Source organism: Pseudomonas sp. XS1P51, assembly GCF_054897845.1.
The window spans coordinates 2482335-2496924 of sequence record NZ_CM142707.1 but is presented as its reverse complement, the minus strand read 5'-3'; the positions used below and the strand labels follow the sequence as shown (position 1 = coordinate 2496924).

General features: G+C 59.7%; 13 protein-coding genes and 1 pseudogene. 10 read left to right on the top strand and 4 right to left on the bottom strand.

Translation table 11 applies throughout. From position 1 onward, the window contains the following. Positions 1–85: 85 nt before the first annotated feature. The 3 genes and pseudogenes from ACYZUD_RS11505 to ACYZUD_RS11495 all read left to right on the top strand — a co-directional run bounded on the left by ACYZUD_RS11505 (position 86) and on the right by ACYZUD_RS11495 (position 6353). Positions 86–2581, top strand: coding sequence for a TonB-dependent siderophore receptor (locus tag ACYZUD_RS11505; RefSeq protein ID WP_462024110.1), 2496 nt, complete (start codon positions 86–88; stop codon positions 2579–2581). A 175-nt stretch (positions 2582–2756) separates the two neighbouring features. Then, positions 2757–5358: pseudogene (locus ACYZUD_RS11500) on the top strand (TonB-dependent siderophore receptor). Between the two features lie 272 nt (positions 5359–5630). Beyond that, positions 5631–6353, top strand: coding sequence for a GNAT family N-acetyltransferase (locus tag ACYZUD_RS11495; RefSeq protein ID WP_462024109.1), 723 nt, complete (start codon positions 5631–5633; stop codon positions 6351–6353). A gap of 153 nt (positions 6354–6506) precedes the next feature. Here the strand turns inward: ACYZUD_RS11495 and ACYZUD_RS11490 are convergent, their stop codons facing one another. Continuing rightward, positions 6507–6947 carry a hotdog fold domain-containing protein gene (locus ACYZUD_RS11490; protein ID WP_462024108.1) on the bottom strand — a complete coding sequence of 147 codons (441 nt, stop codon included), beginning with the start codon at positions 6945–6947 and terminating at the stop codon, positions 6507–6509. A 167-nt stretch (positions 6948–7114) separates the two neighbouring features. Between ACYZUD_RS11490 and ACYZUD_RS11485 the strand changes: the two genes are divergently transcribed. Next, on the top strand, positions 7115–7738 hold the full coding sequence (locus tag ACYZUD_RS11485; RefSeq protein ID WP_462025026.1) for a TetR/AcrR family transcriptional regulator: 624 nt from the start codon (positions 7115–7117) through the stop codon (positions 7736–7738). A gap of 378 nt (positions 7739–8116) precedes the next feature. Here ACYZUD_RS11485 and ACYZUD_RS11480 read toward each other — a convergent pair whose 3' ends face one another. After that, the gene (locus tag ACYZUD_RS11480; protein WP_462024107.1) at positions 8117–8746 is read right to left on the bottom strand and encodes a TetR/AcrR family transcriptional regulator; all 630 of its coding nucleotides are present in this window, start codon (positions 8744–8746) and stop codon (positions 8117–8119) included. Positions 8747–8832: 86 nt separating this feature from the next. Here ACYZUD_RS11480 and ACYZUD_RS11475 point away from each other — a divergent pair, with 86 nt between their 5' ends. Further along, entirely contained in the window at positions 8833–9444 is a 612-nt protein-coding gene (locus ACYZUD_RS11475) for an NAD(P)H-dependent oxidoreductase (RefSeq protein ID WP_462024106.1), read from the top strand. 113 nt (positions 9445–9557) lie between these two features. Here the strand turns inward: ACYZUD_RS11475 and ACYZUD_RS11470 are convergent, their stop codons facing one another. Beyond that, positions 9558–10496 carry a class I SAM-dependent methyltransferase gene (locus tag ACYZUD_RS11470; RefSeq protein ID WP_462024105.1) on the bottom strand — a complete coding sequence of 313 codons (939 nt, stop codon included), beginning with the start codon at positions 10494–10496 and terminating at the stop codon, positions 9558–9560. Between the two features lie 172 nt (positions 10497–10668). Between ACYZUD_RS11470 and ACYZUD_RS11465 the strand changes: the two genes are divergently transcribed. The 5 genes from ACYZUD_RS11465 to ACYZUD_RS11445 all read left to right on the top strand — a co-directional run bounded on the left by ACYZUD_RS11465 (position 10669) and on the right by ACYZUD_RS11445 (position 13746). After that, positions 10669–11286: a cytochrome b/b6 domain-containing protein gene (locus ACYZUD_RS11465; RefSeq protein WP_462024104.1), complete on the top strand. Its 618-nt coding sequence runs from the start codon at positions 10669–10671 to the stop codon at positions 11284–11286. After that, a complete protein-coding gene (locus ACYZUD_RS11460; protein WP_462024103.1) occupies positions 11283–12068 on the top strand; it encodes a molybdopterin-dependent oxidoreductase in 786 nt (261 codons plus the stop codon). Before ACYZUD_RS11465 ends, ACYZUD_RS11460 begins: the two co-directional genes overlap by 4 nt. 71 nt (positions 12069–12139) lie before the next feature. Beyond that, positions 12140–12391 carry a pentapeptide MXKDX repeat protein gene (locus ACYZUD_RS11455; RefSeq protein WP_462024102.1) on the top strand — a complete coding sequence of 84 codons (252 nt, stop codon included), beginning with the start codon at positions 12140–12142 and terminating at the stop codon, positions 12389–12391. 127 nt (positions 12392–12518) lie between these two features. After that, positions 12519–12926, top strand: coding sequence for a response regulator (locus ACYZUD_RS11450; RefSeq protein WP_462024101.1), 408 nt, complete (start codon positions 12519–12521; stop codon positions 12924–12926). A 151-nt stretch (positions 12927–13077) separates the two neighbouring features. After that, positions 13078–13746: an HAD-IA family hydrolase gene (locus tag ACYZUD_RS11445; RefSeq protein WP_462024100.1), complete on the top strand. Its 669-nt coding sequence runs from the start codon at positions 13078–13080 to the stop codon at positions 13744–13746. 125 nt (positions 13747–13871) lie between these two features. Here the strand turns inward: ACYZUD_RS11445 and ACYZUD_RS11440 are convergent, their stop codons facing one another. Beyond that, positions 13872–14531 carry a methyltransferase family protein gene (locus ACYZUD_RS11440; RefSeq protein WP_462024099.1) on the bottom strand — a complete coding sequence of 220 codons (660 nt, stop codon included), beginning with the start codon at positions 14529–14531 and terminating at the stop codon, positions 13872–13874. Positions 14532–14590 lie beyond the last annotated feature (59 nt).

Here is a 14590-nt window from a genome sequence, read left to right as displayed (position 1 = left end):
TTAATGCAAATCGCTCGCATTCATTGTCTGTTTTTCCGACATGGCCGTCATGGTTAGTAACGCCTTCCATTTCACAGGATTTCCCATGTCACGCTTTGCTCGTCCGTTGCCTCCACTGGCGCTTTCAGTGGCGATGGCTTTTGTCGCGGCGCCGCTGCTGGCTGCCGAATTGCCGGTCACTGGTGCACAAACCAGCGCAGTACGCAGTTTTTCGATACCCGCCGGGGATTTGAGCCAGGCGCTGAACAGCCTGGCCGAGCAGGCGGGCCTGGTGTTGGCATTCGATCCGGCGCTGACTCGCGGCAAACGCAGCAACGGCCTGAACGGGCAATTCAGCACGGGCGATGCCCTCGCGCAATTGCTGCAGGGCAGCGGCCTGAGCGCCATCGCGCTGTCGGCCACGCGCTATCGCATCGAGCCGGCTCCGGCGGCGGGCGAAGGTTCTTTGGAGTTGCAGGCCACCAACATCAACGGCGCCTATCAGACCGAGAGCCCGACCGGCCCGGTGGCAGGTTATGTCGCGACGCGTGCGCTGTCGGCGACCAAGACCGATACGCCGCTGAACGAAACGCCGCAATCGATTTCCGTGGTCACCAAGGATCAAATGCGAGCCCAAGGCGCGGAAAGCCTCAACCAGATCCTGCGTTATACCGCCGCGGTGATTCCTGAAACCCGCGGCTCTACTGCCTCCCGCCTGGATCAGATGACCATCCGTGGCTTCTCCCCGGCGGTGTACCTGGACGGCCTGCGCATGCCCGGCAGCCGCGACGCCTCGCCGCAAAAAGACGCGTTTGACCTGGAGCGCGTGGACATCCTGCGCGGGCCGTCGTCCGTGCTTTACGGCCAGGCCAGCCCCAGCGGTGTGGTGAACATGGTCAGCAAGCGACCGCTGGACACGCCGTTCCATGAAATTGGCGTCGAGTACGGCACCTTCAACAAGAAACGCACGACCTTCGATTTGAGCGGCCCGCTGGACGATCAAGGTGTCTACTCCTATCGCCTGGCCGGTCTGTACGACGAAGCCGATGGTCAACTCGAACACACCGAAACCCAGCGCCAGTCGATTTCATCCGCCTTCACCTGGCGTCCGAGCGACGACACCTCCCTGACCTTGCTCGGGCATTTCCAGAAAGATCCAAAAGGCGCTTCGTACGGCTCGACGCCGGCGTGGGGGTCGGTATTGGACAGCCCGATCGGGCGCGACATCGACGTCGATTTTTATGATGGCGACAAAGATTTCGAGAAGATCGACCGGGAATATTTCTCCCTCGGTTATCTGTTCGAACACCACCTCAACGACGTCTGGACCGTGCGCCAGAACGCTCGCTACCTACGCAGCGAAGGCGACTATCGCAGTCTCTACAACAGCAACCTGCGCGCCGATTACCGCACCTCCAACCGTTCCACCATTGCCACCGACGTCAACCTGGATTCCTACACTCTGGATAACCAGGTCCAGGCAAAATTCGACACCGGGCCGGTGCAACACACCGTGCTGTTTGGTGGCGATTATCAGAACACCAGCACCGATACCAAGTCCGGTTTCGGCACGGGCCCGACGCTGGATATCTTCGATCCGGTCTACGGTGTCCCGGTCGCCACGCCGGCGTTCACCAGCGACGCCACACAACGTAACCAACAGAAAGGTCTGTACCTGCAAGACCAGATCAAGTGGGACAAGTGGGTGTTGCTGATGGGCGGCTGCTACGACTGGGCGACCAACAACAACAGCACGTTGAATTTGCGCAACAACCTCAAGACCAAAACCTCACTCGACAGCGAAGCGTTCACCGGCCGCGTGGGCCTGGTCTATCTGTTCGATAACGGCTTGTCGCCGTATGTCAGCTACTCGGAATCGTTCGAACCGCAATCGGGCACCGGCTTCGGTGGCTCGGTGTTCCAACCCACCGAAGGCCAGCAATACGAGGTGGGGATCAAGTACCAGCCACCGGGCAGCAACAGCTTCATCACCGCGTCGATCTTCGACCTGCGCCAAAGCAACGTGCCGACGCTTGATCCGGACCCGACCCACATTTGCGGCACCGGGCGTTGCCAGGAGCAGACCGGCGAAGTGCGCTCCCGTGGCTTCGAACTCGAAGGCAAGGCCAACCTCAACGACAACCTGGACATCACCGCCGCGTACGCCTATCTGGATAACCGCATCAGCAAGTCCAACAGCACCGTCAGCTACGCACCCCTCACCGACATTGCCGTAGGCCCGGCCGTGCCCGCCAAAGGCACCACCACCTACGGCGTGCCGCGCCACACGGCGTCCGTCTGGGCCGACTACACCTTCCATGACGGCGTCGCCAAAGGTTTCGGTGTCGGCGGCGGTGCGCGTTATGTCGGCTCTTCCTGGGGCGATACCGCCAACACCCTGAAAGTGCCGGGCTACACGCTGCTGGATGCCGCGCTGCACTACGACATCCCGCACATCAACAGTCTCAAGGACAACCTGCGCCTGGCGGTGAATGCCAGCAACCTCGCCAACAAAGAGTATGTAGCGTCCTGCTATTCCTACTCGTGGTGCTGGTATGGCGCACAGCGCACGGTTCAGGCGAGTGCGACGTATCAGTGGTAAGCGTCAGATGAGGTCAGGCGACTGCATGAAGTGACTTGCGCGGTCATTCACGGGGTCGCCGCACCGATACATTCAGGCAATCGTACCCGGCGCAGGAGGTCGGTCTTGCCAAAACGGAGTGCCTTGGAAGAAAATGAGATTCATTATCAAATAATCTTTGCATTGGGCCTTCTCCATGTCCTCCGTCGATCTCTCGCTGCAACGCGCCGTGCATACGCTTTACGAGGACCATCACTCATGGCTCTGTGGTTGGCTGCGCAAACGGCTCGGTTGTATCGACAACGCCGCGGACCTGGCCCAGGACACCTTCATTCGGGTGCTGACCCAGCGCAAGGTACCCGAACTGCGCGAGCCGCGCGCCTACCTGAGTACGGTGGCCCGCAGCTTGATGATCGACATGTTCCGGCGTCGAGCGGTGGAGCAGGCCTGGGCGCAGACGGATGTCGAAGCTCAATTCGATATTCCGGCCGGCTCCTTGGGTTCGGCACTGACGCAATTCGCCTCCATCGCCGGTGTGACCGTTTCCTTCGATCCGGCCTACACCGGAGGCCAGAAAACGGCAGGGTTGCGCGGCCGGTATTCGGTGGATGCCGGTTTGCGCCAGTTGCTCGCCGGCAGCAAATTGCAGGCGGTGCGTCATGACAACGGCAGCTATTCGCTGTTGCCAGTGGTGGAGGGCTCGGCGCTGCAACTGGGCGCGACCAGTATTTCGGGGGTTGCCATTGAATCGGCCTACGGACCGGTGGACGGTTACGTCGCCACCCGCAGCGCCACCGGCACCAAGACCGACACGCCTATCCTGGAAATTCCCCAGGCCATCAACGTGGTGACGGCGCATCAGGTCGAAACCCAGGGCGCCCGCAACCTGACCCAGGCCCTGCGCTACACGCCCGGGCTGAACACCGGCGGTTTCACCGACCGCAACTCGATTGCCGACGAAATCACCAGCCGTGGCTTCGCACCGACCCCGCTGTACCTGGACGGTGCCTACATCCCTTATGCCGGCAGCCTGGGCGGTGCTCCGCAAATCGACCTGTACACCTTGGAGCGTATCGAAGTGCTCAAAGGCCCGTCGTCGGTTCTCTATGGGCAGAACCAGCCGGGCGGCCTGATCAACATGGTCTCCAAACGCCCGACCACGGAGCAGCGCAGCCAGGTCAAACTGGGCGCGGGCAGTTACAACCGGGTCAACGGCGCCATCGACACCAGTGGTCCGATCGACGATCAAAAAGAATTCACCTATCGCCTCATCGGCGTCGCGAATAAAGGCAACCAACAAGTCGCGCACACCCACAGTGAACGCATGTTGTTGGCGCCAAGCCTGACCTGGACGCCCAACGACGACACCTCCCTGACCCTGCTGGCGCAAGTTCAGCGCGATGACGGCCTGGAAGATTATCAATCGCTGCCAAGGATCGGTTCGCTCGATCGCGGCCCGACCGGCGAGAGGATCAACCGCGATTTTTTTCTCCGGTGATTCGCATTACAACGACTACAAACGTAACCAGTACATCTTCGGCTACGACTTCACCCACAACTTCACCGAAGACCTGAAGTACCGCTCCACCGCGCGTTACACCGACGTGCGCGACCGATACAAAGGCTTCTACCTTCGCGCCTTCGCTACCGATGCGGCGGGCGAAACCGATTTCACTCGGGCCAGCCGCACCAAAGTGGACTGGCGCCAGCACAACATCGCCTACACCATCGATAACAACCTGGAATACAAATTCAACACCGGCGCCCTGGAGCACACCACCCTGGCGGGCGTGGACTATCGCCACTTCAGCCGCAAGTACGACGGCCTCAACGCTTATAACGTGACGCCGGTCGACCTCTACGGCAAGAATAACTTCGACAACAGCCGCGTGATCCCGGTGCTGGACACCCAGTGGGACAACACCCTGCGCCAGACGGGTGTGTACCTGCAGGACCAGATCAAACTGGAGCAGTGGATCCTCACCATCGGCGGCCGTCAGGACTGGGCCGAAATCGATAACAAGGACATTCTGGCCGGCACCATCGCTTCGCAACGGGACAACAAGTTCACCGGCCGCGTAGGCCTGACCTACGTCACCGAATTCGGTCTGGCGCCGTACATCAGCTACTCCGAATCGTTCCTGCCGACCCTGGGCACTTCCGCCCCCGAGCGCGGTGGCAAGGCCTTCGAACCGACCGAGGGCGAGCAATACGAAGTGGGCGTGAAGTACCAGCCGTTCGACAAGACGCTGATCACCGCTTCGGTCTTCCAGGTCAAACAGAAGAACGTGCTGACCGGCGACAACGAGTATCCGCAGTACCAGGCCCAGGACGGCGAAGTGCGTTCTCGCGGCGTCGAACTGGAAGTCAAATCCAGCATCGACAACGTCGACGTCCTGGCCGCGGCGACCTACATCGACTCGTTCTACACCAAGAGCACCTATGGTGATCAGGGCAACCGCAGCGAAGCACAGGCGCCGGTTTCCGCGTCGTTGTGGACGGACTACCACTTCACTCAGGCCACACTCAATGGCCTGACCTTTGGCGCGGGTGCCCGCTACACCGGTCGCAAGCCGGGTGATTCGGCCAACTCGTTCGACGTCCCGTCCTACGTCGTTTACGACACCACCATCAGCTACGACCTGGGCAAACTGGACCCCAGCCTGCGTGGTTTGCAGACCCGCCTGAACGTGCAGAACATCTTCGACCGCGAGTACGTGTCGGACTGCAACTACTCGTTCGGTTGCTACTACGGTCAGGAGCGTGTGGCGTCGGTTGAAATGAGTTACGACTGGTAACTTCGGGCCGATCGGGGCGTTGCAGCGAAGGCAACGGTTTATCGGCGTTGCTTCTAGCCCCATCGCGAGCAGGCTCGCTCCCACATTTGATCGCTGGTGTGCACAAATAATGTGCTCACAGAAAATCCAGTGTGGGAGCGAGCCTGCTCGCGAAGAGGCCGGCACATCCAGCATTGCTGTCGACTGACACACCACCTTCGGTCACGCCGGCACGTTATGATAGGCACGCCCGCGAACACACTCTTCACGTTCGCTCCAGAGTCAGAACCACAATGCCCCAGATCACCCATTTCAAAACCCCGTGCCCCGAGCACATCAATAGCCAGATCCTGCAGTTGGTCGTCGATAACCTGACCGACATCAGCATGGTCGCCATCCCGCCGAGCAACCTGTTGTACAACGTGTACCAGTACGCGATCGGTTATGAGGTTCATCTCTATCTGGAGGCGCTGAACGGGGCGAAGGGGATTGCGGTGGAGTTGATCGTCGCGACGGACGTGGACGATCCGGAAAAGGTCATCGGCTTCTTGCTGTACCTGCCGGTCAAGGACGATTCCGAGGCGTGCGGCGTGGCGTACATGGCGGTGGATGCCAGCCATCGGCGTCAGGGCGTCGCCCGGCGAATGCTGCGGGAGATGGTAGGCCGCTACCCCCATGCCGAGCTGACCTGCGCCGTTGCCAAGGTTGCGTATTTTGAGTCGATGGGCTTTCAGGTAGTCGGTGCGCGCGGGACTCAGGTGCTGATGAACACCCGCGATCACGGCTCCGACGGGTTGATGGCGCTGCTGGACGTGGCATCGATCTACAGCTCGCTGGAGGTGCGGCAGATTCACACGTACCTGCTGCAAAAACACGGCAAGCGAGCGATGCTCGATGCGGAAAAACAGCGTGACCGGCATCTGGACCAGATGACACGCAAGGCCAATGAGTTTGTTCGCGAGCGATTGGGCGAAGGCGCCGTGCCAACCAGCGGCCCACGGTTGCGGTTGGTCTGACCGCATTCGCCCAGGCAACCCGGTCAACTGTGGGAGCGAGCCTGCTCGCGATAGCGATGGATCATTCAATATCAATATCGACTGTTCCGCCGCCATCGCGAGCAGGCTCGCTCCCACATTGTTCTGCGTCTACTCAGGCAAATCGGTCAGCGTTTAAGTGAGCTTCACGTTCATGGTGATCCGCGCCGTGAACACCTTCTTGCCCTCTACGTCGTGAATGTCCACCGGCACGATTTTGTCGCCTTCAGTGGTCCAGTCGACGGCGCTCCCATCGGCCACTGCCGTCACATCGGTTTTTGCCTTCGCCAGGTACTCGACCGTCATGCCTTTTGGAATCCAGCGCGCGCCTTCGGGAATCGAGACGTCGGTCATCATCCCGGCGGCCAGTTCGGCGGCATTGCACAGCGCAATCGCATGAACCGTGCCCAGGTGGTTGGTGATGTCCTTGGCGAACGGCACCAGCACCGTCGCGAAGCCTTTTCGCAACGCCGTGACCAGCGGATTGATGGTGCTGAAGTAGGGCGCCATCTGGCAGGCCATTTTGCTGAACGCTTGCGGGCCGGCGCTGGTGAACATGCTGAGAACCTGACTCATTTTGAAGCCTCGCTGATTGGCTGGTAAAAACAGAATGATGTTCCGTAACGGAATAATGTTCTGTGACGGAACAGTATTCTGTTGGTGGGAAATCTGTCAACCTAGCGCCTCTTGTCCCATGGCAGTCATCTGCCTTTTACCGTTGATTTTTTGGGTCTGTGTTCAACATGCAAACGTCAGATTTACTCGAGCGCTGCTACCCCGGAAGACGCGCCGAACTCAAGCGCGACATTTTTAGAAAGGCCCTCAAGCTGTTCAACGAACAGGGGATCGAGGCCACGACCATCGAGATGATCCGCGCCGAATGCGAGACCAGCGTGGGTGCGATCTATCACCACTTCGGGAACAAGGAAGGTTTGGTGGCGGCGTTATTTTTCACTGCCCTGGATGATCAGGCCAGGCTGCGCGACAGCTACCTGAGCGAGGCGGGAACGACGCAAGAGGGTGTGTACGCGCTGGTGCACAGTTATGTGGATTGGGTCGACAGCCAGCCCGAATGGGCGCGATTCCAGTATCACGCGCGATTTGCCGTCACCAAAGGGCCTTTCAAGGACGAACTGGCGACCCGCAACAAGGCACGCAACAAGCAATTGCTGGAATGGCTGACGGCTTCTGCGCGAGGCGATGAGTTGAAAGGTTTTCCGGCAGAGTTGATACCGTCACTGATCATCGGCCAGGCCGATAGCTATTGCCGGACGTGGTTATCGGGCCGGGTGAAGGGCAGCCCGAAGGCGTACAGGGACCTGCTTGCAGAGGCAGCATGGCGATCGATCAGTGTCGATCAAACGTAAAAAAAGCACCTGGCCCGACCCCATCAATGTAGGAGCGAGCTTGCTCGCGATGGTCGTTAACGAAGACGCGTGTTTACTGGGTAAACGCGGCGCTTTGGAGTTCATCGCGAGCAAGCTCGCTCCTACATGGGCCCGGCCAGGTGCCGGGCTTTTTTCGTGTCTGGAAAACGTGCAGATAAAAAAAGAGCCTCAACGCTCTTTGATGGGGAGGAAGTAGAGCCCTTGAGGCTCAAGATGCGCATGAAACAAGTGGTGAGCTTGTTGGGGTTCAGTTCACTCACCACTTACGCAACGGCTTGAGTAGAGCAAACAAGCGGCTGCGTAGAACCATCGTAGAAAGATGGAGTTTCACACTCAAGTACCGCTAGTCGACTCCATCTAACGGCGGTCTCGCGCACTTCTCTCAACCATCCCCACAATGGTTTCGAACAGTTCGTCCTGTGCCTGCGCGGCGCTGATTTCTCCATTCGCCGCAGCGTGGGACAGCGCTTCGGCCGCACCGAGCATCGCGTGCAATCCGGCTGGCCTGATCTCACCCGTGCCAACAAAAGGGGCGAGGGCGGTCCGGCATTTGTTCAGGAAAATCGCTTCGTACTCGTGCTTGATCTTCTCCAGTTCCGGTGAGCTGGCCAATGCGGCAATCACCCCGGAGATCTCGTTGCCCTGAAGCAACACGCAGTCGACGTACGACGAGGCGATCACCCTGGCGGTGCTGGCCAGCGTCGCTTCGCAGCGCTGAAGCGCGGCATCCATCAGCGCCGTCTGCCGGACGTCGTAATCCTGATAAAGCGCTGCCAACAGCCCGGGTCGCGCCGTGAAGTGATCGTAAACCACCGGTTTGGTGATCCCGGCCTGCTCGGCGAGCCGCCCCAGTGTCAGCGCGTCCGTGCCTTCTTCCCGAACGAGCTGCCAGGCGACGTCCAGCAACTGGCGTTGGCGGTCCTCACGGGACAGGCGTCGTCGCAGCTGCAGGGTGGGATCTTGCTCGGGTTTTTCGGTGCTTGACATGGCTATGTACCAAAAGTAACTTACTGATCGTAACTTACCAAGAGTATATAAGGTCCGCCTTGTAGGCTCAATCAGGCGTTTCCAGCATGCATACGCTCATCGTTGTGGCTCATCACGATCCTCGCTCACTCACTCATAGCCTGGCTGCCCAGATCGCTGAAGGTCTGGTGATGGACGATCCCGACAACACCGTGGAGTACGCCGACATCTCGGCCGAAGGCTTCGATCCGAGGTTCGGTGCCGCGGACCTGGCCGTGCATCACCGGGAAGCGCCACCGCCGGGTGATGTCGTTGCCGAGCAAGCGCGAATTGACCGCGCCGATCACCTGGTGCTGGTCTATCCGGTCTACTGGTGGTCGATGCCGGCGCTGCTCAAGGGCTGGATCGATCGGGTGTTCTCCAACGGCTGGGCATTCGATTTCACGGGCAAGGTGAAGTTTGAGAAGAAGCTTGGCCATCTGCGGGTTCACCTGATCGGTGTGGGCGGTGCCGATGCAGGCACCTTTGCCCGGCACGGTTATGCCGAGGCCATGAAAACGCAGATCGACTATGGGATTTTCGATTACTGCGGTGCGCAGGTGCTGACGTCCGAGCTGATGCTCGAATCGGAAACCCTCGACCCGCAGGTTCATCTGGATGCCGCACGAGACTTGGGTCGCAAGCTCTTTGCGGCATCCAGACAGCTCAATCCTGCTTGACCTGTTCGTGAGATCAACATCAAAAGATCGCAGGCTTCGCCAGCTCCTACAGTATCGGGTTTAAACGCAGTCAATGTAGGCGCTGGCGAAGCCTGCGATCTTTTGATCTTCAGCTAGCCCAGCGTAAACACCAACGCCTTCAACCCGCACTCGACATCCGCATCCGGAAACTCCGGTGGATTCTCCAGCCGTTGCTCAAACCGCAGGCTCGGCGCCTCGCGAGTAACGCCGTCGATCAGGAAATCCGCACCGAAGGCCGGGTCGTTCATGCAGGCCAGCACCGTTCCTTTCGGGCTCAGCAGTTCCGGCAGTCGGCGCAGCACGCGCTGGTAGTCCTTGGTCAGCAGAAAGCTGCCTTTCTGAAAGGACGGCGGGTCAATGATCACCAGGTCATACGGGCCTTTGCCGATCACCTTGCCCCAGGATTTGAACAGGTCGTGGCCGAGAAAACTCACCTTGCTCAGGTCGTGTCCGTTCAGGCGGTGATTGTCACGACCACGGTTCAGGGCCGGGCTGGACATGTCCAGGTTGACCACGTGTTCGGCGCCGCCTTCGATGGCCGCCACCGAGAATCCGCAGGTGTAGGCGAACAGGTTCAGCACCCGTTTGCCTTGGGCATTGGCTCGCACCCAATCGCGGCCATAGCGCATGTCGAGGAACAGGCCGGTGTTCTGTTTGCGGCCCAGGTCCACGCGGTAGCGCAGGCCACCCTCGGTAATGATCATTTCCTCAAGCGCTTCCCCGCGCAGCCATTCAGTGGTGCTTTGCAGCAGGTAGCGATGTTGCAGCGCCAATGTATGTGCGCCGGATTGCTTCCATTCGGGCGACTGAGTGATTTCCGTCAGCAACTGTTTCAACGCATCCAGCTGTGTCGCTTCAGGTTCTTTGAACAGCGCCACCAGCACCACGCCCTGCAGCCAGTCGACCGTCAACTGCTCCAGCCCCGGCCAGCATCGACCGCGACCGTGGAACAACCGACGGGTTTCCGCGGGGGCCGCGGCCAGGGCGGTCAGCAGATGATCGTGGAGGGTGGTGAGCGCGTCTGAGTTCATCGGGCGGGGTCGGCATTTTGAGGGGGCGGCATTTTAACCACATTTAGCGCGCGAGGACCGCTGCCAGGCGTCGAGAGTTATCACGTTTAATTTAACTTTACGTGAGGATTTGGCGATCTGTCGGCTCCCATACTCGGCTCCAACAAACAACAACAACCGCCGGGAGCCCATCATGTCGCAGCGATCTGCTTCACCCAAGGCCAGCCATCCTCGATGGCTGCGGCTGACCCATTGGCTGAACGCCCTGGCGGTGCTGGTCATGGTCACCAGCGGTTGGCGAATCTATAACGCCTCGCCCCTGTACGACTTCAGTTTTCCCGCATCGATCACCTTGGGCGGCTGGCTGGGTGGCGCATTGCAATGGCATTTCGCGGCGATGTGGTTTCTGGCCGCCAACGGCCTCGTCTACCTGGCCATCAATCTGTTCAGCGGTCGCCTGAAACGGCGCTTTTTCCCCGTCTCTCCCAACGGTGTCCTGCATGACCTGTGGGCTGCGTTGCGGGGGCGGCTGGGGCATGCCGACCTGAGTCATTACAACCAGGTGCAACGAGTGGCGTACCTGTTCGTGATGGTCGACATCACGCTGCTGGTGGTCTCCGGGCTGGTGTTATGGAAGTCCGTGCAGTTCCCGCTGTTGCGTGAATTGCTGGGCGGTTACGAAGGCGCGCGGCACGTGCACTTCATCGCGATGTCGCTGTTGGTGGCCTTCGTCGCGATTCATCTGGTGATGGTCGCACTGGTTCCAAAAACGCTGTGGGCCATGATTGTCGGTCGTAAGGAGCCGGTATGAAAAAGCGCATCGAAGGTTCGAGGCTGGACGAGTCGTCCATCCTGGCAGACGCCAGAAAAGTCATTGCACCGCAGATTGAGGAGCGCTCACGGCGCTCGTTCCTGATGCGCGGCCTGACCCTCGGTGGCGTGGCCATGTTGTCCGGTTGCAACCTCTCCGACAACGAAAGCGTCGAGACGGCGTTATCTTCCATGTCGCGGTTCAACGATCGGGTGCAGGGCTGGTTGTTCAACCCCAACGCACTGGCGCCGACCTATCCCGAGTCGATGATCACCCGGCCGTTTCCGTTCAATGCCTTTTACGGCATTGACGAGGCACCGACGGTTGAGGAAGACAGTTATCGACTGGAGGTGACCGGGCTGGTCGCAGACAAGCGCAGCTGGCGGCTCGAAGAACTGCGAGCGATGGCGCAGACCGAGCAGATCACCCGGCACATTTGCGTCGAAGGCTGGAGCGCGATCGGGCGCTGGGGCGGTGTGCGGTTCAGCGATTTCCTGAAACGGGTCGGTGCCGACACGGAGGCCAGATATGTCGGCTTCAAATGCGCCGACGACTACTACACCAGCATCGACATGGCCACCGCGCTGCATTCACAAACCTTGCTGGCGCTGACCTATGACGGCGCGGTCCTGCCTCGCGAATACGGCTTCCCGATGAAGCTGCGCATGCCCACCAAGCTGGGCTACAAGAATCCCAAACACATTCAGGCGATTTTCGTCAGTAACACCTACAGCGGCGGCTACTGGGAAGACCAGGGCTACAACTGGTTCGGTGGCAGCTGACGGCGCTCGACACTTTCACCACGCAGCTTCTGCTGCGTTCATTCGCAACCTGTGCTTGAAGGAGTTTCATCATGAAAAAGTTGACCACCGCCGTACTGTCCCTGTGCATCGCACTGGGCGCCGCCAGCGTTTTTGCTGCCGATGCTACAACCAACAACAGCATGAGCAAGGATTCGATGTCCAAAGACGCCATGACGAAAGACACGATGAAAAAGGACACCATGTCCAAGGACTCCATGAAGAAGGACACCATGAGCAAGGACGCCATGAAAAAAGACGCGATGTCCAAGGACGCCATGAAAAAAACCGACACGTCGTACTGACCCGGACACCTGATTTCGACACTTGCTTGTATCAAAAATGAATTTCCGCGAAGTCCGCTGCTCATACCTGATAGACAGCGGATTTGAGCCCGCGAAATCATTGAGGCAATCAGGGAGTGGCGAAGTCATGAGTCCAGTATCGACGGCGGGCGGACACCTTCCTTGCGGGTTGATTCTTGTGGTTGAGGACGACCCGCTGATCCTGGAGTTTCTCTGCGAAATTCTTCAGGATGAAGGGTTTGTGGTTGAGCCGCATATCAGCGCGGATGCTGCGTCGGCGTACCTGGAACAGCACGCCCAGGGCGTGGGGCTGTTGCTGACGGACATCACCATGTCCGGCAAACTCAATGGCGCGGACCTGGCCAATCAGTTCGGCGACCGCTGGCCGGACAAGCCGATCATGATCATGTCCGGCTTCGAAACCCCGGAAAGTGCCGGGGTCAGGCATCCGGTTTCGTTCATCAAGAAACCGTGGGCGCTGGGGCAGTTGCTCGATTGTGTGCAAAGCGCATTGCAGTCTGGCCGGACCCCGTAGGAGCTGCCGCAGGCTGCGATCTTTTGATCTTGCTCTTCTCGGGATCGCTGAAAATCAAGATCAAAAGATCGCAGCCTGCGGCAGCTCCTACAGGGGTGGTGTACATTTGCTCGACATACCCGCCTGGCCCTTGCGAAAAGGAAGTTACCCTTTGTCCGCTCACAACTCCGTCTTCAATACCCCGTACCGCGCATTCCTGTTCGATATGGACGGCACCGTCCTCAATTCCATCGCCGCCGCCGAGCGGATCTGGACCGCCTGGGCCTTGCGCCACGGCGTCGATGTCGAGTCTTTCCTGCCAACCATCCACGGCGCCCGGGCCATCGACACCATCAATCGTCTGGCACTGCCCGGTGTGGATGCCGAGGCTGAAGCGGCGTTTATCACCGAAGCGGAAATCGAGGATGTCGAGGGGATTGTCGAGGTCGCCAGCGCTGCAAACTTCCTGAAGTCGTTGCCGGCCAACCAGTGGGCTATCGTCACGTCGGCGCCCAAGGCATTGGCGCTGCGGCGGATGGCGGCGGCGGGAATTCCAGAACCGGCGATGATGGTCACGGCCGAAGACGTCAGTGCTGGCAAACCCGACCCTGCGGGCTATCGACTGGCCGCGCAACGGCTAGGTGTTGAGGTGACTGATTGCCTGATTTTCGAAGACGCTGCGGTGGGGATTCTCGCAGCCGAGGCGGCGGGTGCAGATCTTGTCGTCATGACATCGACACACGTCCATCCGATCGAGACCGAGCATGCCACGCTGGTTAGTTATGACTTGGTGACCGCAGTAGTGGATCCCTCCGGCCAAATTCGCCTCCACACAAGCTAATGTGGGAGCGGGCTTGTTCGCGAAAGCGGTGTATCAGTCGACATTGATCTTGCCTGACACGCCGCCTTCGCGAGCAAGCCCGCTCCCACATTTGATTCGTGGTGCTCACAAATTTGTGATCGATATCAGTAAACCCCCGGAATCAACCGCCAGCTACGAGCGCAGTACGCCTCGTATTCACTGCCAAACTGCGCCCTCAACAGCGCTTCTTCGGCGTGAATCCGGGCGATCAGCGGGATCAGTGTCAGCGCTGCCAGCAGCAGGCCAACACCCGAACGAAAGGCCAGCGCCCAACCCACGCCAATGATCAACATCCCCAAATAGCTGGGGTTGCGCAAGGTGCGATAAATCCCGTCGGTGACCAGGCTGTGCCCCGGTTGAATCGCCACCAGTCCGCTGAAGCGCTTGCCCAGCACAAACACTGGCCACATCCGCAGTGCACCGCCGACGATGAACAGCAGGGCTCCCCACCAGCGAACGCCCTCGCCACCGAAGGTCCAGACGTCGACCCGGTCGGTGTAGGCCGGCAAAAACCCGCTCAATAATCCGATCACCCCGAAGGCCGGAAGCACCCAGCGATTGGCCCGGTCTTCACGTTCGCCCGAGCTCAGGTTGACCTCGGTGAACAGGGACGCGATCACCATCACCAGGGTCGCAAGCACAACGACCACCAGCGGCGCATGGGCGAAAAAAGCCGCAAACCCGCCCAGCCCCCAAACCGCGAGCCCGAGGTAGGCGAGGGTGATGACGATGGCGAAAAACGCCAGTCTGGCCGAGATTTTCATGGCTCACTTCGTGAAAGGCATACGACACAGTGTAGGAGCTGCCGAAGGCCGCGATCTTT

Excerpts from the sequence above, each read along its gene's own strand:
- ACYZUD_RS11505 (WP_462024110.1), top strand. The coding sequence starts at position 86 with ATGTCACGCTTTGCTCGTCCGTTGCCTCCACTGGCGCTTTCAGTGGCG.
- ACYZUD_RS11495 (WP_462024109.1), top strand. The coding sequence starts at position 5,631 with ATGCCCCAGATCACCCATTTCAAAACCCCGTGCCCCGAGCACATCAAT.
- ACYZUD_RS11490 (WP_462024108.1), bottom strand. The coding sequence starts at position 6,947 with ATGAGTCAGGTTCTCAGCATGTTCACCAGCGCCGGCCCGCAAGCGTTC.
- ACYZUD_RS11485 (WP_462025026.1), top strand. The coding sequence starts at position 7,115 with ATGCAAACGTCAGATTTACTCGAGCGCTGCTACCCCGGAAGACGCGCC.
- ACYZUD_RS11480 (WP_462024107.1), bottom strand. The coding sequence starts at position 8,746 with ATGTCAAGCACCGAAAAACCCGAGCAAGATCCCACCCTGCAGCTGCGA.
- ACYZUD_RS11475 (WP_462024106.1), top strand. The coding sequence starts at position 8,833 with ATGCATACGCTCATCGTTGTGGCTCATCACGATCCTCGCTCACTCACT.
- ACYZUD_RS11470 (WP_462024105.1), bottom strand. The coding sequence starts at position 10,496 with ATGAACTCAGACGCGCTCACCACCCTCCACGATCATCTGCTGACCGCC.
- ACYZUD_RS11465 (WP_462024104.1), top strand. The coding sequence starts at position 10,669 with ATGTCGCAGCGATCTGCTTCACCCAAGGCCAGCCATCCTCGATGGCTG.
- ACYZUD_RS11460 (WP_462024103.1), top strand. The coding sequence starts at position 11,283 with ATGAAAAAGCGCATCGAAGGTTCGAGGCTGGACGAGTCGTCCATCCTG.
- ACYZUD_RS11455 (WP_462024102.1), top strand. The coding sequence starts at position 12,140 with ATGAAAAAGTTGACCACCGCCGTACTGTCCCTGTGCATCGCACTGGGC.
- ACYZUD_RS11450 (WP_462024101.1), top strand. The coding sequence starts at position 12,519 with ATGAGTCCAGTATCGACGGCGGGCGGACACCTTCCTTGCGGGTTGATT.
- ACYZUD_RS11440 (WP_462024099.1), bottom strand. The coding sequence starts at position 14,531 with ATGAAAATCTCGGCCAGACTGGCGTTTTTCGCCATCGTCATCACCCTC.